Source organism: Pseudomonas paeninsulae, from assembly GCF_035621475.1.
Taxonomy (GTDB): domain Bacteria; phylum Pseudomonadota; class Gammaproteobacteria; order Pseudomonadales; family Pseudomonadaceae; genus Aquipseudomonas; species Aquipseudomonas paeninsulae.
The window spans coordinates 2,532,108-2,548,127 of the sequence record NZ_CP141799.1; the positions used below are offsets into that span (position 1 = coordinate 2,532,108).

The window sequence follows — 16,020 nt, forward strand, 5'->3', positions numbered from 1 at the left end:
GCGGCCATAGCTTCAGGCGCTACTCTTCGTCGGCTTCGGTCATGCCTTGCGGTTTATGGTGGGCAATGCCTTTGTGGCAATCGATGCAGGTCATGCTGTCTTCGCGGGCCATTTCGTGCTGTTTGCGCGCGCGTTGTTTCTGCGACGCGGCTTCCATGCTTTCGAGGCTGTGGCAGTTGCGGCATTCGCGTGAGTCGTTGGCCTTCATCCGGCTCCACTCGCGGCGTGCCAGCACCAGACGCTTGGCTTCGAACTTCTCGCGGGTATCGATGGTGCCGATGATCTTGCCCCAGACTTCTTTCGAGGCTTCGATCTTGCGGGCTATTTTGTAGGTCCATTCCTTGGGCACATGGCAGTCCGCGCAGACCGCTCGTACGCCGGTGCGGTTGGTGTAGTGAATGGTCTCTTTGTATTCTGGGTAGACGTTGTCGCGCATCTCATGACACGACAGGCAGAAGCCTTCGGTATTGGTCGCCTCCATGGCAGTGTTGAAGCCGCCCCAGAACAGGACGCCCAGAGCAAATCCAACAATCAGCAAGCCGCCCAGCGAATAGGTCAGGCTCGGCCTGCGCAGGCGGGCCCAAAACCCCGTGGGTTGTTTGTGTTCGGGTGGTGTCTTTCGATCGGTCATGGCCTTGCTCCTGATCTCAGTCACCGCCCAGGCGGGCGGCGGCTGACAGGCCGTTGAAAAACCACTGCGTGAGGCTATGCCGGGTTGAACTCAGTCGCGGAAAGCCGCTTGCGGCTAACGCGCTTTAGCGCGGCCCCGAAGGGCGAGCTAAAGCGAGTCATGCCCATGTACCACTCGTACACCGCGCTTCCTTGGCCGATTTCGCCTTAAGGCGTCCCTGCCTAGCCGTCGCTCGCTACATCTATCAACAGCCTGTTAAGTACGCGTTCGGCGCGGGGTCAGTAGACGTCGTACATAGTGTTGTAAACGTTGAATTTGCCGGTTGGCGTGACGATCGCCGGATCGGTGATCACCTTCTTCAGCTTCAGGGTCTTGTCGTCATAGATGACGATCGCCGACTGATCGGCCTTGCCGCCCCACAGGGAGATCCACACTTCGTCGCCCGTCGCATTGAACTCGGGGTGAACGGCGCGGCGGATCGCCTTGCTTTCCGGCAGACCGGAGTCCTTGGCCACGTCCAGACGCTTGGGCTCCTTGCTCAGGTCGTTGAGGTCGAACACATAGACCGATTCGGCCACTTCGCGCTCAGGGTTCATCGGCGCGTCGGTCCACAGGTGCTCGGACTTCGGATGGGTCTTGACGAACAGGTTGCCGGCGCCCGGCATCTTCAGTTCCTGCACCACCTTCCAGTTGTGCTCCTTGTACTTGGCGTACTTGGGCTCGTCGGAAGCGGTGGAGATCAGCGACACCACATCGGCGCCGAGGTGACCGGTGGACCATACCGGGCCGAACTGCGGGTGTACGAAGTTGGCGCCACGGCCGGGGTGCGGGAGCTTCGCGGTGTCGATCAAAGCAGCCAGTTTGCCGGTCTTGGTGTCGACCGCCGCCACCTTGTTGGAGGCGTTGGCGGCGACCATGAAGTAGCGTTTGGAGGCATCCCAGCCGCCGTCATGGAGGAACTTGGCGGCTTCGATGGTAGTGGTCTTGAGGTTCTTGATGTCGGTGTAGTCGACCAGCATGATCTGCCCGGTCTCTTTGATGTTCACCACCCACTCGGGCTTGATGTGCGAGGCGACGATGGAGGCCACGCGCGGCTCGGGGTGGTATTCGCCATCCACGGTTTGGCCGCGGGTGGAGACGACCTTGAAGGGTTCCAGGGTCTCGCCGTCCATGATCGAGAACTGTGGCGGCCAGTAGGTGCCGCCGATCAGGTACTTGTCCTCGTAGCCCTTGAACTTGGAGGTGTCCACGGAGCGGGCGTCTGAACCCAGGCGTATGGTGGCGACCGTGGTCGGCTCTTCGTACCACATATCGATGATGGTGGTTAGGCCGTCGCGGCCCACGGTATAGACATAGCGACCGGAAGCGGACAGGCGCGAGATGTGCACGGCGTAGCCGGTGTCGAGGATTTTCCAGATATTGTGGGTGTCGCCGTCGACCAGGGCCAGCTTGCCCGCATCACGCAGGGTGATGGCAAACACGTTCTTCAGATTGATCTTGTTCAGCTGCTTCTTCGGCCGCTGGTCAACCGGAACGATCAGTTTCCAGCTGTCTTTCATGTCCTGCAGGGAAAATTCGGGCGGCACATCCGGAGTGTTCTGGATGTAGCGGGCCATCAGGTTGATTTCTTTCTTGGAGAGGATGTCGTCGTAGTTGACCATCCCGCCTTCGGTGCCATAAGCGATGATGCTTTCCAGGCGCTTGGTGCCCAGCTTCAGGGTACCGCCATCGGTCTTGTTGCCGTCGGCGTCGGTCTTTTCCCAGTGGGGTTCAAGGTTCTTGCCGGTGGCACCCTTGCGCAGCACGCCGTGGCAGCCGGCGCAGCGTTCGAAGTAAATCTGTTTGGCTGAGTCCTTTTCCTCGGCGGTCATATCGGGTGGATTGATATTGGCCTGGGCGACCGACAGGCCGAGTAACGACAGGCCGGCGAAAATACCGGCAAGCAATGGACGGGTGACGATACTCATGTGGTGCTCCTTCGTGGAGTGCCCAAGGCAACTCCGGCTAAGTAACGGCGTGCTAACGGCGTGGCTCTTTAGGCTCTTCTCGCCGCTGCATCCTAGTCAGGCGCAACGTCTATGTGCTTGACGGCAATCAAGTGCTGAAAATGAAATGCTTGAGCGCGGCGACTTGTCACGGGTAGCGTGTAGGCATGATTAATCACCGCGGTGAGGTACTGACTGTGAATGCGCCTGTGAAACTAGTCGAAGCGGCTGCCGTGCTGGATGCGCCGTTCTATCAACCACTGGGCAACGAGCAGGTGCTGTTCGAACAGGCCTGGCAGCACGGCATGCCGGTGCTGATCAAGGGCCCGACCGGTTGCGGCAAGACCCGTTTCGTTCAGTACATGGCGCACCGTTTGCGCTTGCCGTTGTACACCGTGGCCTGTCATGACGACCTGAGTGCCGCCGACCTGGTCGGTCGCCACCTGATCGGCGCCCAGGGCACCTGGTGGCAGGATGGTCCCTTGACCCGTGCGGTGCGCGAGGGCGGCATCTGCTACCTCGACGAGGTGGTCGAGGCACGCCAGGACACCGCCGTGGTGCTGCACCCGCTGGCCGATGACCGCCGCGAGCTGTACCTCGAACGCACCGGCGAGGTGTTGCGCGCACCGCCGGGTTTCATGCTGGTGGTGTCCTACAACCCCGGCTACCAGAACCTGCTCAAGGGCATGAAGCCCAGCACCCGCCAGCGTTTCGTCGCCTTGCGCTTCGGTTATCCGCCGGTGGCCGAGGAAGAACGCATCGTCGCCAACGAGGCGCGGGTCAGTGCCGATCTGGCCGCGCAGGTGGTCAAGCTCGGGCAGGCTCTGCGCCGACTGGAGCAGCATGACCTGGAGGAAGTCGCCTCGACGCGCCTGCTGATCTTCACCGCCCGCATGATCGGCTCCGGCATGAGCCCGCGGGATGCCTGTCTGGCCTGCCTGGCCGAGCCGCTATCGGACGATCCGCAGACCGTCGCCGCGCTGATGGACGTGGTCGATGTCCACTTCGCTTGAAACCCTTGCCAGCCCGGTCCGGCGTCTGCCGGGCGACCTGGCGATGTGGTTCTTCATCCTCGCCGAGCTGACGGTCTTCGCCCTGCTGATTCTCACCTTCGCAGTGGCCCAGGCATTGCAGCCGCAGCTGTTCCACGACAGTCGCCAGTTGCTCGACAGCTCCACCGGTCTGGCGTTGACCCTGAGCCTGCTCACCTCCGGGCTGTTCGCCGCGTTGGCCCAGGAGCAGGTACGCCAGGCGCGAGCACCGCGCGCTGCATGGTTGCTGCTCGCGGCGCTGCTGTCGGCCAGTGTGTATGTGCTGTTGAAGCTCGGCGAGTACAGCCATCTGGCTGGGGCGGGGCTGGGCATGGAGCACAACACCTTCTTCACCCTGTACTGGATTCTCACCGGTTTTCATTTCGTCCATGTGCTGCTGGGCTTGGTGATCCTCGGCTGGCTGGCCGAGCGCTGCCGGCGCCGCGCCTATGGCCCGGGCAATTGCAGCGTGATGGAGTCCGGCGTGTTGTATTGGCACATGGTCGATCTGATCTGGGTGCTGTTGTTTCCGCTGGTTTATATCTTGAACTGAGCAGCGCGCTGCATCGACGAGGTCGCCATGTCTACTTCAAACACCCTGATTCTCTGCTGGCTGGGGCTGGCCGCGCTGTCCGTGACCAGCGTGCAGTTGGGCAATGCCGGTGCGACCCTGCTAATGACCGGTACTGTGTTGCTCGTGGCCTTGGGCAAGGCCTGGCTGATCGCCGATGGTTTCATGGAGTTGCGTCACGCTCCGCGTATGTGGCGCTGGCTGCTGCTGAGTTGGCCGGTGGTGCTGGCGGCTGGGGTATTGCTGGCGCTGCTGTTCTCGTAGCCCTTATCCGGGCTACATCGAGCATCCCTACAATGCACGATGCATAGACGCGGCGATCAGGCTGCGTAGGGCGGTTGCAACCCGCCAGGGTAGGGGGCATGCAAGGCGCGGCGGGTTGCACCCGCCCTATGTCTGCGCCCAACCATCGTTTGGCAAGCCTTTGTCGTCGGGCCTTATCTGTCTGCGTCCTCTTCGCTGTTTCCCGCCCTCTGGCCATACCCGAGTGAAACCATCGGGCTTTCGAGCTTTCTTGATTGCGATCAAGCAGGTTTCGTTAGCAGGCTTTCTAGAATGGAGAGGCCAAGTAAAGAGGAAGCGACCATGTCAGAGACCTTCACCAAGAGCATGGCCAGGAATATTTACTTTGGGGGGAGCGTGTTCTTCTTCCTGGTGTTCCTGGCTTTGACTTATCACACCGAGCAGACCTTTCCGGAGCGTAGCAACGCCTCGGAGTTAAACGAGTCGGTTATTCGCGGCAAAGCGGTCTGGGAGAACAACAACTGCATCGGCTGCCACAGTCTGCTGGGCGAGGGCGCCTACTTCGCGCCGGAGCTGGGCAATGTGTTTGATCGCCGGGGCGGCGATGCTGCCTTCACGCCGTTCCTGCATGCCTGGATGAAGGCGCAGCCCCTGGGCATTCCAGGGCGCAGAGCAATGCCGCAATTCAATTTGAGCGAGCAGGAAGTGGACGATATGGCGGAGTTCCTCAAGTGGACTTCGAAGATCGATACCAACAACTGGCCGCCAAACAAGGAGGGCTGATAGATGACCATTGCAAATCCACATCTGAAATTCGCCTCGCAAGCCGTGGCCAAGCCGTACTTCGTGTTCGCCCTGATCCTGTTCCTTGGGCAAATCCTGTTCGGTCTGATCATGGGCCTGCAGTACGTGGTTGGCGACTTCTTGTTCCCGCTGATTCCCTTCAACGTGGCGCGGATGGTGCACACCAACCTGCTGATCGTCTGGCTGCTGTTCGGCTTCATGGGGGCGGCCTATTACCTGATACCGGAAGAGGCCGATCGCGAGCTGCACAGCCCGAAGCTGGCGATCATCCTGTTCTGGGTATTCGCTGCCGCTGGCGTACTGACCATTCTCGGTTATCTGTTCGTGCCCTATGCGGGTCTGGCCAAGATGACCGGCAATGATCTGCTGCCGACCATGGGCAGGGAGTTCCTGGAACAACCGACCATAACCAAAATCGGCATCGTGGTGGTCGCACTGGGCTTCCTCTACAACATCGGCATGACCCTGCTCAAAGGTCGCAAGACCACCATCAGCATGGTCATGATGACCGGCCTGATCGGCTTGGCGGTGTTCTTCCTGTTCTCCTTCTACAACCCGGAAAACCTCGCGCGCGACAAGTATTACTGGTGGTTCGTGGTGCATCTGTGGGTGGAAGGCGTGTGGGAATTGATCATGGGTGCGATGCTCGCCTTCGTCCTGATCAAGGTCACCGGGGTGGATCGTGAAGTGGTCGAGAAGTGGCTGTATGTGATCATCGCCATGGCCCTGATCACCGGCATCCTCGGCACCGGTCACCACTTCTTCTGGATAGGTGCGCCGGAGGTCTGGCTGTGGGTCGGCTCGATTTTCTCGGCCATGGAGCCGATACCGTTCTTCGCCATGGTGTTGTTCGCCTTCACCATGGTCGGCAAACGGCGTCGCCAGCATCCTAACCGCGCCGCTACCCTGTGGGCCAAGGGCACTACCGTGACGGCCTTCTTCGGTGCTGGCGTGTGGGGTTTCCTGCATACCCTGGCCCCGGTGAACTTCTACACCCACGGTTCGCAACTGACCGCGGCGCATGGCCACCTGGCCTTCTACGGCGCCTACGCAATGATCGTGATGACCATGATCAGCTACGCCATGCCGCGCTTGCGTGGTCTCGGCGAGGCGCCGGATGAGCGGGCGCAAACCATCGAGATCTGGGGCTTCTGGTTGATGACCCTGTCGATGGTGGCGATCACCCTGTTCCTCACTGCTGCCGGCGTGGTGCAGGTCGCACTACAACGTTGGCCGACGGATGGCACTGCGCTGTCGTTCATGAGTACCGTCGACCAGTTGGCCGTGTTCTTCTGGCTGCGTCTGGTAGCCGGGGTGTTCTTCCTGATCGGCTTGCTCTGCTACCTGTACAGCTTCAAGCAGCGTGGCCGGGCCACGGCCCGCGACGAAGCAGCCTTAGCCGTTTCGGCATGAGTCGTGAGCGCTAAATAAATCTCGGCCCGGCTGGTACAGCGGGCCGTTTTTGCATTTGGCTCCGGGCCTCTGGCGCGGAGCACAGCTAGCAAGGTGAAGCAGATGGCTTTTACCGTCGAACTGGAAGAGTGGGTGGGCAGTGTCTGGCACCGCTTCATCACCCGGCGTGCCAGCCCTGATTTTCCCGAGGCGCGGGTCGAACTGGCCAGTATGCAGCGACCCCTGGCGCTGTTGTTCCGCGCCATGGGCGGCGCCAGTGGCGTCGGGGTGCAAGCCGCCAGCGCGCGCGACCTGCTGCTGCGGCGCAACCTGCTGCAACAGGTGGCCGGCACCTGCAAGCAAATGCCGGTGGCCTGGTGCGATGCCAGCAACCTGCGCCTGCCGTCGAGCCTGGCGGTGTACCCCGAGGTTGCGCTGAATCAGGACCTGTATCGCTGGCTGGCGCTGCTGGCCGCGCAAGCGGGCGACATGCGCCACTGGGCGCGCGATAACCAGCGTTGGACCCAGCAGTTGTTGCAGAGCTACCCGGCCCTGCGCCCGCGCTACCGGCGGCTGGTCGAGGCCCATCTGCAATTGCGCCCGGATCCCACGCAGCTAGGCAAGGACGAGGCGGCACTGGAGATTGCGTTGTGTCAGGCGCTGCGCGAACCGGGCAGCGTCGAGCATTTTCCGCGTAGCGAGCTGGCACCCTGGCCGTTGCCGCTGTGGCTGTACCCGGCGGAAAACCTTGGCGAACCCCAGGCCTGTGAACTGGGCGAGGAAAGCGAGGGCAACCTGCTGGCCCCCAAGGACGAGCAGAAGGTCGGACCCAAGCGCGCCAAGCGGGTCGAGGAGAGCACCAGCAAGGGTGGCCTGCTGATCTTTCGCCTGGAAAACCTGTTCAGCTGGTCCGAGCATGTCGAGTTGGATCGCTGCACCGACGATAGCGAAGACCTGGACGCCGCACGGGTCGCCGAGGATCTCGACGAACTGGCCCTGTCCAAGCAACGCCTGCGCAAGGGCGGCGGACTCAAGTTGCACCTCGATCTGCCGCCAGCGGATGTCGACGACATCCCGCTGGGCGAGGGCATCAAGTTGCCGGAGTGGGATTATCGCAAGCAGAGCCTGCGCGAAGACTTCGTCAATCTGCAGATGATGGTGCCGCGCGGCAGCGAGCCGCAGCCGCTGCCCTTGCGTCTGGCGCCATTGGCCAAACGCTTGCGGCGCCAGTTCGAGCACCTGCGCAACGACCGCCAGTGGCTGCGCCAGCAACCCCAGGGCTCGGAGCTGGATATGCAGGCCTGGCTAGATTTTCACGTCGAGCGTCAGCATGGCCAGTGCGCCGAACGAGGCCTGTTCATGGAGCAGCGCCACACGCGCCGCGATCTGGCCTGCCTGTTGCTGGCCGATGTGTCGATGTCCACCGACGCCCACCTGGACGACCAGCACCGGGTAATCGAGGTGATCAGCGACAGCCTGCTGCTGTTCGGCGAAACCCTGTCGGCTCTGGGTGACGATTTCGCCCTTTACGGATTCTCCTCCTTGCGCCGCCAGCAGGTGCGCATGCAAGAACTCAAGTCGTTCAAGCAGCGCTACGACGACAACACCCGCGGGCGCATTCAAGCGTTAAAGCCCGGTTATTACACCCGTATGGGCGCGGCCATCCGCCAGGCCACCAAGCTGCTCGGTGCCTGCAAGCAAAGACGCAAGCTGTTGCTGCTGGTGACCGATGGCAAGCCCAACGACCTCGACCTCTACGAAGGCCGCTACGGTGTGGAAGACACCCGCGAAGCGGTGCTGGAGGCGCGGCGGCAGGGACTGTTGCCGTTCTGCATCACCATCGACAGCGAAGCCGGCGATTACCTGCCGTACATGTTCGGCGCCAATGGCTACACCCAGATCCGCCAGCCACAGCAATTGCCGCTGCGCCTGCCGCAGCTGTACCGGCAGCTGACCCAAGTATAAAAAATCGCGGCCGAGGCCCCTTGATGGCTCCCACGCTCTAGCGTGGGAGCGAGCCTGTGACGCTCTGCGTCACGCAATGCGGTGGCTGTGGGGACGCTGGAGCGTCGAGGGCTGCATTCCCACGCGGAGCGCGGGGACGATCAAAGCCTGTTGCGCGCAAACTGGATGGATCTAAGGTGTCTGTCGGCTTGTGGGTACCTGTAGGAGCGGGGGGGGGGACGCCCAGTTCCATGCCCGCGATGGGTTTCGCGGGCATGGCCCGCTCCTACATGATGGCTTTGTGTAGATTTAATTTGATGGCTCCCACGCTCCAGCGTGGGAGCGAGCCGGTGACGCTCTGCGTCACGCAATGCGGTGACTGTGGGGACGCTGGACCCTCGAGGGCTGCATTCCCACGAGCAGCGTGGGGACGATCAATTATCAGCAAAGGGATTTGCCGCAGAACGGTTCAGGCGATGCTGCGCGGCAACCAGACGATCATCACCGCGCAGAACACGGTCAGACCTATGCAGAACCACATAAAGCGCCGCTGCCGACGTTCGCCGGCAGCATCGGCCAGTGCCGGCAGGGGCATGCCGCAGTTGCGGCACTCAGGTTCCTGGGGGGGATTGTCTTGTTGGCAATACAGGCATTTAGACATGGCGAGCGCTCAGAGGTTGTGAAAATATCGAGCGCCGTCGCGAGACCGTCTCCAGGCGTTCGCGGCAAGGCGCACTGCGTGAAAAGCAGGGGAGTTTAGTGAGCTAAATGACCCTGCTTTTCACGTAGCGCAACACCGCAGCGGGCGTTTGGAGGCGGCCGCAGTAGGTGAGAGTTTTTTCACAGACTCTCTTTGTTCGCGCAGACGCGAAGACAGGCATTTCACTCGAACTGCTCCAGGCGCAGGCGATCGATAATGCTGATCTGACGGCCTTCCTGGGTGATGATTTCCTCGTCGATCAGGCGGCGCATGATCCGTGAGAAGGTCTCCGGCTGGATCGACAGGTGGCCGGCAATCAACTGCTTGGCCATCGGCAACTCGAAGCTGTTGCCGCTGTCTGGCAGTCGTGCAAGCTGAGTGATCAGGTAGCGCACCACGCGGTGGGTGGCGTTTTTCAGCGACAGCGTTTCGATCTCGTTGACCCGCTGGTGCAGGCGCACGCAGAGCTTGCCGAGCAGGGCAAAGGGCAGCCGGCTATTGCTCTCGAGCAGACGCATATAGGTGCTGTTGGCGATGCGGTAGAGCTGAGTAGGGCATACCGCCTCGGCCGAGGCGACGTAATTGGGCGTGTCCATCAGCATCATGGCTTCGGCAAAGGTCTGCCGATTGCCGATGACCTCGAACACCTTCTCCTGCCCATCCGGGGTCAGGCGGTAGATCTTCACCGCGCCGGCGATCACGAAATAGAACGAGTGGGCCGGTTCGCCCTGACGGAACAGTGGCTCGCCCTTGTCGATGCTGAGCAGTTGACTGGTGCTCATCAGTTCATCCATCTGCTCTTCGTTCAACGGCTCGAACAAATGGTGACTGCGAAGAATCTGGTGATGAACGCGATGAAGCACCATAGAAGACATCCTGATTGTTTGGCGTAAAGATCGGCCCCGAGCGGCCTGGAGTCTGGCCCTGTGCGTGACGGGCTGACGACTCGGTCTTGGGCGAGTGATAGAGGTTATATCAGACAGCCCAGATGGCGGACTGTTGCAACTCAATGCTGCACGGGAAGAGCCAGCGCCTGCGCAGCAGGATCGTCGAACAGCTGCGGATAGCGGTTCAGTGTAGTCACCACTTGCAGCATGGCCTGCTCACGGCGGCCATTGGTACGCAGGGCTTCGCTGCCCTGCAGCAGTTCGCCGAACAGGCCATGCAGGGTAGCATCAGCTTGTTCCGGCAGGGCGCAATGGCTGACCATCGAGGCAATCTCGGCTTCGATGGTCTGTGCCAGTTCGTTGGCCTGAGCGTTGCCGATCGGTGCCTGAGTGGTCGGAAGCGCCTGCTCAACCGCTTTGCGGATGTGCGCCATGCCCTCACGCAAGGGTTGATCGGTGGCCCATTTCTGCCCCTGCGGCGGCAGTTGCTGAGGCTCGCTGGCGCCGTGCTGGTGATCGCCGCTGGCGGCCAGCACCGTGCCGGTGGCGAAACTCAAGGCAAGGCCGCTGGCCATGGCCAATACCGAGGTCAGGACCAGGTACCAAGCTAGCGGTTGCAGAATTTTCTTCATGGAGACTCCCTGCATGGCGGTCATGCAACGCGTGTCGCGGTTATGGATAACTATCCTTAGCAAGCCGCGTGCCATCTGCAATTCATTGAATTTAAAGGTTTTAATGAGTGGTCATGGTGAATATGACTATGCGCGGATAGGGTTATAAATACCTTTAGGGTTTTTTTAACCCTGCATCCAGTGCATTCCAGTCAATCCGCCGCTGGCGCGGCCGTGCCTTGCTTCGGCGGCGATTGCGCAGCGCAGCCAGGGCCGGGTTGTTGCTCACGCAGGCGGGCGATGATGTGCTGCATGTCCTCGAACAACGCGTCGGCTTCTGCCGCGCTGCAATCTTCCCGATAGCGTTTACGCAGTCCCGAACTGCTGAGGGTGATATGCACGTCGGCGCCTATGCCGTGTTGGGCCAGGCAGGCGCTGGCGCAGTGCAGCGGGCAGCCGTCGATGGCGAGGATCAGCCGCCCGGAGCGGGCCTTGCTCACCAGCGCCTGGACATGCCCGCCGACCCCGGCAATGCAGGACATTTCCGCCAGACCCGCACGATCCAGGCGCACCGCGAGGGTATTCGCCAGTTGCGCCACGTTGGAGCAGCCGGAGCAGGAGTAGACCAGGGGCTGGAGTGTCTTGGACATTGTGCACACCCTTCAAACGTCAAGAGGTCGTCTAGTTTGACGGCCGTGCAGCGGCTGACGTTGATTACGGTCAATTCTGCACGTATGGCTTGCTAGTCGTCGTAGTTGCTCAGCCCTGGTAGATCGATGATCTCGATGCGCCGACGCTGCACGGCAATCACCCCGGCGTCGATCAGGCGATGAAGGATGCGCGAGAAGGTTTCTGGCTGGATGCCCAGCTTCGAGGCGATCAGCCGTTTCGGCACATCGAGCATGATCACCCCGTTGCCTTCTTCGTGGGCCTGGACCAGAAAGCGCCTGACCCGGTGGCAGGCGTTAGCCAGGGTCAGGGTGTCGATCTCGTTCAATCGCTGGTGCAGGCGGATGCTCAGGGTGGCGAGAATATCCAGGCAGATGCTCGGGTGCTCTTCCAGCAGGCGTCGGTACTGTGGGCCGTGCAGGCTGGCCATCTGGCAGGTTTTCAGCGCGGTGGCGCTGACCGGGTAGTGCGGCACGCCGGTGAACAGCAGCGCCTCGGCAAAGGATTCGTCGGCGCGGATGATTTCCACCAGTTTTTCCTGGCCGTCGCAGACCACCCGATGCAGCTTCACCTGGCCGCTGAAGATGAAATAGAAGCGCTCGGCCTTGTCGCCCTGATGGAACAGCGAGGCGCCTGCAGGCAAGCGTTTGAGGTTGGCCGAGGCGCACACCTCCTGCAGTGCCGCCTCCGGCAGCCGGCTGAACAGGTGATGGCGGCGCAACTGTGCGACAAGTGATGGTTCGGTCAGCATGGTCTCTCCCACAACGCAGCTCGGGATTGCTCGGATATACATGCTAGAAGGTCGGCAGTCGGGGCTTCCTTGATTTCAAACAAGTCTAGGCGCGACGGGCCGGGCGATCCGTGAGGAGGGCGTAAGACTCAACTCCAACCCCAGAACTGCAGCCACCAGCCATAGCCGACCCAGGCTGAGCCCAGCAGCAGGCAGCAAAACGCCGCAAGCCGCTTCAGCCCCTGGGCGCCATGCCGGCCGAGCACCTGCCAGCCTAGCCACAGACTCCAGGCAATCGCACCCGCGAGCAGGCTGGCACGAGCCGGTTGTGCCCACGTCAGGGCCAGGCCCTCGTAACGCAACAGCTTGACGGTGGTGGCGCTGAGGCCGAGGAACAGCCCGCTGGCACCGAGCGGGATCAGGCTCAACGCCAGGTGCTCGAAGACGTTGCCGGTACGCGACACCAGCAAGCCCGCCGCCCGCAGCAGCAGCCACAGACCGCCACCGAGCAGTAGCGAGCTGGCACACAGGTAAAACAGGATCAGCAGGCCATCGAGCCAGCTGAACAGGTCGTTGGCTTGTGGGTAATGGGTCAGCAACCACCAGGGCGCATCGGTCTGCAGCAGCCCGTAGCTATCGTGCTCGACCAGCCAGGTGGCCGTTGCCTGTTTCAGGCTGACGAACCAGGGGCTGAGCGTCCATTGGAAGGCGCCCATGGCCAGGCCGATCACGCCGAACAGCAACAGGCTGCTGTCCCAGTGGCTATTGTGCTGGGTGCCGACGATCAGTACCTCGGCGTTCGGCGAGCGCGCGCTCAGCTGTACCGCACCGCGTTGCCCGCTGCAGCGGCCACAGGCGTGGCAGTCGGCGGCGCCCTGCATGCGGCGGATATCCAGCAGCGGCGCGCAATTGGGCGGCGGTTGCCGCGGTGGCGGGTTCTCCAGCCAGCGTTGTTCGTCGACCTTGTAGTGCAGCGGTGCGAGGCGGGCGAGCAGGGCGAACACGCCGCTGACCGGGCACAGGTAGCGGCACCAGATGCGCTTGCCGCGACCATAGAGAAAGCCCACCAGCATCGCCGCCAGGGTCGAGCCGCCGAGGATCAGCAAGGCCGCCTGGGCATAGTCGTAGACGCTGATCAGTTGGCCATAGACGGTGGTGAGGATGAACGCCAGGGTCGGCCAGCCGCCCCAGCGGATCCAGCGCGGTGTGCCGCGACCCAGGCCGCGCCAGCTAATCCATTCACTGAGCGCGCCTTCGGGGCAGAGCACCCCGCACCAGAGCCGGCCGAACAGCACGATCGACAGCAGCACGAACGGCCACCAGACGCCCCAGAAAATGAACTGGGCCAGCAGCGTCAGGTTGTCGAGAATGCGTGCCTGGCTGGACGGCAACGGCAGCAGCGCCGGCAGTACCAGCAACACGCAATAGAACGCCACGACCGCCCATTGCACGCCGCGAATCAGCCGCGCATGCCGGCGCAGGGCGTCACCCAGGTCGGCCAGCAGGCTGTTCAGTGGACGCATGGCGATACGGTGGGCGCGGTGCGCCGCAACCAGAATGCGACCAGCAGCCAATAGCCGGCCAGGACGGCGACCGTGGCCAGGGAGGGCATGGCGCGATAACCGGCAAAGTTGGCCAATACCGAGCCCAGCCCCGCCGCATCATCGAGGCCGGCGGAGGTGTCCCAGAGGGCATCGCCGAACCAGCCGTAGACCTGCTCGGGCAGCTCCAGGGCCATTAACTGACCGCTGATGCGGTCGAGCCCGGCGATCAACATGGACGCACCGAGCAACAGCAACACGATCTCGCTGAAGCCGAAGAAATGCCGCCAGGAAACCAGCCGGCTGCCGGCCTGCAACAGCATGAAGGTCAGCAGCGCCAGACCGAGGCCAGCCGCTCCGCCGAGGGCGAACTGCCAGAGTGCGGCGCCTTGCTTGTGCACGCCCAGGCCATAGAGGAAGACCACGGTCTCGCTGCCTTCGCGGCCGACCGCGAGCATGGCCAGGAGCAGTAGGCCGAGGCCGCCGTTGCGCTGCAGGTGGCTGTCGGCCGCCTGTTGCAGGTTTTGTTTGAGGCTGCGGCCATGCCGGCGCATCCAGCCGACCATCTGCAGGATCAGCCCGCTGGCCAGCAGTACCAAGCCCGCCTGGAACCACTCGCCGGCGGACCCTGCCAACCATTCACCAGCGAACAGGATGGTCAGCGCCAGCGCCCCCGACAGCAGCAGGCCCAGGGCCACGCCACTCCAGAGCAAGGTCATGGCGCGGCCCCGCTCAGCCTGCTGGTTGATCCAGGCATGCAGGATACCGATGACCAGCAGGGCCTCGATGCTTTCCCGCCAGACGATAAACAGCGACTGATTCATTGCAATACTCCCGGTGCAGCAGCTTCATTGGGCGACGATGGCGCCTTCGGCGAGCTCGCGGTGGAATTCGTCGAAGAACGGGTAGCGGCCAGGCCTGAGTGGATGGATCACCACGAACGAGCTGACCCCGGGTGACAAGACCTTCTCCACGCGCAGCGGCGTGCTCTCGAACTCCGCCGGGCCCTGTCCCTGGTTGTGCAGCACGATCTTGAAGCGTTGGCCTGCGGGCACTTCGAGGACCGGCGGGCTGAAGTGACCATCGCGAATCTCCAGTTGGTAGGTCGGCAGGCTGGCGGCGCTGGTGCACAGGGGCAGCCCGAGGGCCACTCCCAGCAGGACGAGCAGGAAACGGGGCATGGCGTTCTCCGGGGGGGCTCAGTAACCGCCTTTCTTGCCGATGCCGGCATAGGTGAACTGGTAGTGCAGTTCACAGCGCTCGAACCAGGGGGCGACACCGGTTTCCTTGTCGGTGTGACGGCCGAACATGGCGTGGCCACCGGCCGGGGGCAGGATGCTCAAGGTCAGCTGATACTTGCCCGGGCCGGACAGCTTGAGGTTGTCGCCATAGTGCGGGCCGTCGTTGGCAACCATGGCGTGGAAGTCGCCCTTGAGCTGCTCGTCGCTGCCTTGCTTGCGCAGCACGAAGGCGATGTTCAGGTAGGGCACGAAACTGCCTTCCTGGAAACCGTTCGGGTTGTTCTCCAGGGCGCTGATGTCAGCTTCCAGGTGTACATCGGAGTCGGCGGCGGGGCGCATCATGCCCGGCGGATCCATCTCGATCGGTTGCAGGTACACGGCGCCAACCTCCAGGCCACCGCAGTGCTGGGGTTCGCCAATCGGGTATTCCTTGGCTTGGGCGAACGTAGCGACCAGCAGTAGGGCGAGTGAAAAGGGTAGTTGGGCGCGCATCGACGGTTTCCTCTGAGCAGTGGCGTGGTTGCGGCCTAGCTTAGGGAATCACAGATCAAACAATAATGATTTGCATCAAGATTCGGTTTGCTTGGCGAAATAGTTGCGCCAGATCAGCCTTGTGCCCACTACCAATGAAGAGGTATGGCGATTGGCCGGCAGTTGCTGGAACCTAACAGCCTGTCAAATCGGCTGCCTCTTCGCCGCGAACCCAAGCCCTGGCAGGCTCCTGGCGCACGTAGCCAGCGGAGCTGGCGAACCTTGGGTCGCGCATGGATGGACTGCCACCCAAGCAGGAACTGGATATGCACCACAAACAACTCACAACCGCGACCCTGACTCGCCTGCATCAGAACCAGGTGGCGCTGGGAGAGGCCGTCTGGCTGTTGGCCAAGTGGATCGAGCAGCGCGGCTCGACGGAAGTGACACAGGCCGTGCAAGCGCAACTGCAGTTGTTGGCGATCAATTCGGCGGCGATCAACCAGGCTCTTGCCGAGTTGATCGACAGCCCCCTCAATAGCTGAGAGGTTGCGAAAAAATTCCCACCT

General features: G+C 62.2%; 18 protein-coding genes. 7 read left to right on the top strand and 11 right to left on the bottom strand.

Features of this window, described 5'->3' with window-relative positions; translation table 11 throughout:
• Window positions 1-19 precede the first annotated feature (19 nt).
• Both VCJ09_RS11670 and VCJ09_RS11675 read right to left on the bottom strand, forming a co-directional pair.
• Entirely contained in the window at window positions 20-631 is a 612-nt protein-coding gene (locus tag VCJ09_RS11670; protein ID WP_324734447.1) for a NapC/NirT family cytochrome c, read from the bottom strand.
• 278 nt (window positions 632-909) lie between these two features.
• Window positions 910-2,598, bottom strand: coding sequence for a nitrite reductase (locus tag VCJ09_RS11675; protein WP_324734448.1), 1,689 nt, complete (start codon window positions 2,596-2,598; stop codon window positions 910-912).
• 251 nt (window positions 2,599-2,849) lie between these two features.
• On the opposite strand from VCJ09_RS11675, the gene VCJ09_RS11680 reads away from it, so the two are divergent.
• The 6 genes from VCJ09_RS11680 to VCJ09_RS11705 all read left to right on the top strand — a co-directional run bounded on the left by VCJ09_RS11680 (window position 2,850) and on the right by VCJ09_RS11705 (window position 8,622).
• The gene (locus tag VCJ09_RS11680) at window positions 2,850-3,629 is read left to right on the top strand and encodes a CbbQ/NirQ/NorQ/GpvN family protein (protein ID WP_324734653.1); all 780 of its coding nucleotides are present in this window, start codon (window positions 2,850-2,852) and stop codon (window positions 3,627-3,629) included.
• Window positions 3,613-4,200 (top strand): cytochrome c oxidase subunit 3, encoded by a 588-nt coding sequence (locus VCJ09_RS11685; RefSeq protein WP_324734449.1) that lies wholly within the window; start codon window positions 3,613-3,615, stop codon window positions 4,198-4,200. Before VCJ09_RS11680 ends, VCJ09_RS11685 begins: the two co-directional genes overlap by 17 nt.
• Window positions 4,201-4,227: 27 nt before the next feature.
• On the top strand, window positions 4,228-4,482 hold the full coding sequence (locus VCJ09_RS11690; protein ID WP_324734450.1) for a cytochrome C oxidase subunit IV family protein: 255 nt from the start codon (window positions 4,228-4,230) through the stop codon (window positions 4,480-4,482).
• A gap of 321 nt (window positions 4,483-4,803) precedes the next feature.
• The gene (locus tag VCJ09_RS11695; RefSeq protein WP_324734451.1) at window positions 4,804-5,244 is read left to right on the top strand and encodes a c-type cytochrome; all 441 of its coding nucleotides are present in this window, start codon (window positions 4,804-4,806) and stop codon (window positions 5,242-5,244) included.
• A gap of 3 nt (window positions 5,245-5,247) precedes the next feature.
• On the top strand, window positions 5,248-6,678 hold the full coding sequence (locus tag VCJ09_RS11700) for a cbb3-type cytochrome c oxidase subunit I (RefSeq protein ID WP_324734452.1): 1,431 nt from the start codon (window positions 5,248-5,250) through the stop codon (window positions 6,676-6,678).
• A gap of 102 nt (window positions 6,679-6,780) precedes the next feature.
• A complete protein-coding gene (locus tag VCJ09_RS11705; RefSeq protein ID WP_324734453.1) occupies window positions 6,781-8,622 on the top strand; it encodes a nitric oxide reductase activation protein NorD in 1,842 nt (613 codons plus the stop codon).
• 448 nt (window positions 8,623-9,070) lie between these two features.
• Here VCJ09_RS11705 and VCJ09_RS11710 read toward each other — a convergent pair whose 3' ends face one another.
• The 9 genes from VCJ09_RS11710 to VCJ09_RS11750 all read right to left on the bottom strand — a co-directional run bounded on the left by VCJ09_RS11710 (window position 9,071) and on the right by VCJ09_RS11750 (window position 15,472).
• Window positions 9,071-9,262: a DnrP protein gene (locus VCJ09_RS11710; RefSeq protein WP_324734454.1), complete on the bottom strand. Its 192-nt coding sequence runs from the start codon at window positions 9,260-9,262 to the stop codon at window positions 9,071-9,073.
• A 221-nt stretch (window positions 9,263-9,483) separates the two neighbouring features.
• Window positions 9,484-10,167 carry a Crp/Fnr family transcriptional regulator gene (locus VCJ09_RS11715; protein ID WP_324734455.1) on the bottom strand — a complete coding sequence of 228 codons (684 nt, stop codon included), beginning with the start codon at window positions 10,165-10,167 and terminating at the stop codon, window positions 9,484-9,486.
• A gap of 140 nt (window positions 10,168-10,307) precedes the next feature.
• Window positions 10,308-10,820, bottom strand: a complete 513-nt coding sequence (locus VCJ09_RS11720) for a DnrO protein (RefSeq protein ID WP_324734456.1) — start codon at window positions 10,818-10,820, stop codon at window positions 10,308-10,310.
• A gap of 191 nt (window positions 10,821-11,011) precedes the next feature.
• A complete protein-coding gene (locus tag VCJ09_RS11725; protein ID WP_324734457.1) occupies window positions 11,012-11,449 on the bottom strand; it encodes a putative zinc-binding protein in 438 nt (145 codons plus the stop codon).
• Window positions 11,450-11,541: 92 nt separating this feature from the next.
• Window positions 11,542-12,219 (bottom strand): Crp/Fnr family transcriptional regulator, encoded by a 678-nt coding sequence (locus VCJ09_RS11730; RefSeq protein ID WP_324734458.1) that lies wholly within the window; start codon window positions 12,217-12,219, stop codon window positions 11,542-11,544.
• A 128-nt stretch (window positions 12,220-12,347) separates the two neighbouring features.
• Window positions 12,348-13,721: a 4Fe-4S binding protein gene (locus VCJ09_RS11735; protein WP_324734459.1), complete on the bottom strand. Its 1,374-nt coding sequence runs from the start codon at window positions 13,719-13,721 to the stop codon at window positions 12,348-12,350.
• The gene (locus VCJ09_RS11740) at window positions 13,709-14,563 is read right to left on the bottom strand and encodes an FTR1 family iron permease (RefSeq protein ID WP_324734460.1); all 855 of its coding nucleotides are present in this window, start codon (window positions 14,561-14,563) and stop codon (window positions 13,709-13,711) included. Before VCJ09_RS11740 ends, VCJ09_RS11735 begins: the two co-directional genes overlap by 13 nt.
• Before the next feature lie 24 nt (window positions 14,564-14,587).
• The gene (locus VCJ09_RS11745) at window positions 14,588-14,920 is read right to left on the bottom strand and encodes a cupredoxin domain-containing protein (RefSeq protein ID WP_324734461.1); all 333 of its coding nucleotides are present in this window, start codon (window positions 14,918-14,920) and stop codon (window positions 14,588-14,590) included.
• A gap of 18 nt (window positions 14,921-14,938) precedes the next feature.
• The gene (locus tag VCJ09_RS11750) at window positions 14,939-15,472 is read right to left on the bottom strand and encodes an iron transporter (RefSeq protein WP_324734462.1); all 534 of its coding nucleotides are present in this window, start codon (window positions 15,470-15,472) and stop codon (window positions 14,939-14,941) included.
• Between the two features lie 305 nt (window positions 15,473-15,777).
• On the opposite strand from VCJ09_RS11750, the gene VCJ09_RS11755 reads away from it, so the two are divergent.
• Window positions 15,778-15,996, top strand: coding sequence for a hypothetical protein (locus VCJ09_RS11755; protein WP_324734463.1), 219 nt, complete (start codon window positions 15,778-15,780; stop codon window positions 15,994-15,996).
• Window positions 15,997-16,020: the final 24 nt, after the last annotated feature.

What these genes read in the sequence shown, in the direction of transcription:
- VCJ09_RS11690 (WP_324734450.1), top strand. Translation starts at nt 4,228, where the DNA reads ATGTCTACTTCAAACACCCTGATTCTCTGCTGGCTGGGGCTGGCCGCG.
- VCJ09_RS11735 (WP_324734459.1), bottom strand. Translation starts at nt 13,721, where the DNA reads ATGCGTCCACTGAACAGCCTGCTGGCCGACCTGGGTGACGCCCTGCGC.
- VCJ09_RS11705 (WP_324734453.1), top strand. Translation starts at nt 6,781, where the DNA reads ATGGCTTTTACCGTCGAACTGGAAGAGTGGGTGGGCAGTGTCTGGCAC.
- VCJ09_RS11670 (WP_324734447.1), bottom strand. Translation starts at nt 631, where the DNA reads ATGACCGATCGAAAGACACCACCCGAACACAAACAACCCACGGGGTTT.
- VCJ09_RS11685 (WP_324734449.1), top strand. Translation starts at nt 3,613, where the DNA reads ATGTCCACTTCGCTTGAAACCCTTGCCAGCCCGGTCCGGCGTCTGCCG.
- VCJ09_RS11745 (WP_324734461.1), bottom strand. Translation starts at nt 14,920, where the DNA reads ATGCCCCGTTTCCTGCTCGTCCTGCTGGGAGTGGCCCTCGGGCTGCCC.
- VCJ09_RS11725 (WP_324734457.1), bottom strand. Translation starts at nt 11,449, where the DNA reads ATGTCCAAGACACTCCAGCCCCTGGTCTACTCCTGCTCCGGCTGCTCC.
- VCJ09_RS11720 (WP_324734456.1), bottom strand. Translation starts at nt 10,820, where the DNA reads ATGAAGAAAATTCTGCAACCGCTAGCTTGGTACCTGGTCCTGACCTCG.
- VCJ09_RS11700 (WP_324734452.1), top strand. Translation starts at nt 5,248, where the DNA reads ATGACCATTGCAAATCCACATCTGAAATTCGCCTCGCAAGCCGTGGCC.
- VCJ09_RS11695 (WP_324734451.1), top strand. Translation starts at nt 4,804, where the DNA reads ATGTCAGAGACCTTCACCAAGAGCATGGCCAGGAATATTTACTTTGGG.
- VCJ09_RS11750 (WP_324734462.1), bottom strand. Translation starts at nt 15,472, where the DNA reads ATGCGCGCCCAACTACCCTTTTCACTCGCCCTACTGCTGGTCGCTACG.
- VCJ09_RS11730 (WP_324734458.1), bottom strand. Translation starts at nt 12,219, where the DNA reads ATGCTGACCGAACCATCACTTGTCGCACAGTTGCGCCGCCATCACCTG.
- VCJ09_RS11740 (WP_324734460.1), bottom strand. Translation starts at nt 14,563, where the DNA reads ATGAATCAGTCGCTGTTTATCGTCTGGCGGGAAAGCATCGAGGCCCTG.
- VCJ09_RS11675 (WP_324734448.1), bottom strand. Translation starts at nt 2,598, where the DNA reads ATGAGTATCGTCACCCGTCCATTGCTTGCCGGTATTTTCGCCGGCCTG.
- VCJ09_RS11710 (WP_324734454.1), bottom strand. Translation starts at nt 9,262, where the DNA reads ATGTCTAAATGCCTGTATTGCCAACAAGACAATCCCCCCCAGGAACCT.
- VCJ09_RS11755 (WP_324734463.1), top strand. Translation starts at nt 15,778, where the DNA reads ATGCACCACAAACAACTCACAACCGCGACCCTGACTCGCCTGCATCAG.
- VCJ09_RS11715 (WP_324734455.1), bottom strand. Translation starts at nt 10,167, where the DNA reads ATGGTGCTTCATCGCGTTCATCACCAGATTCTTCGCAGTCACCATTTG.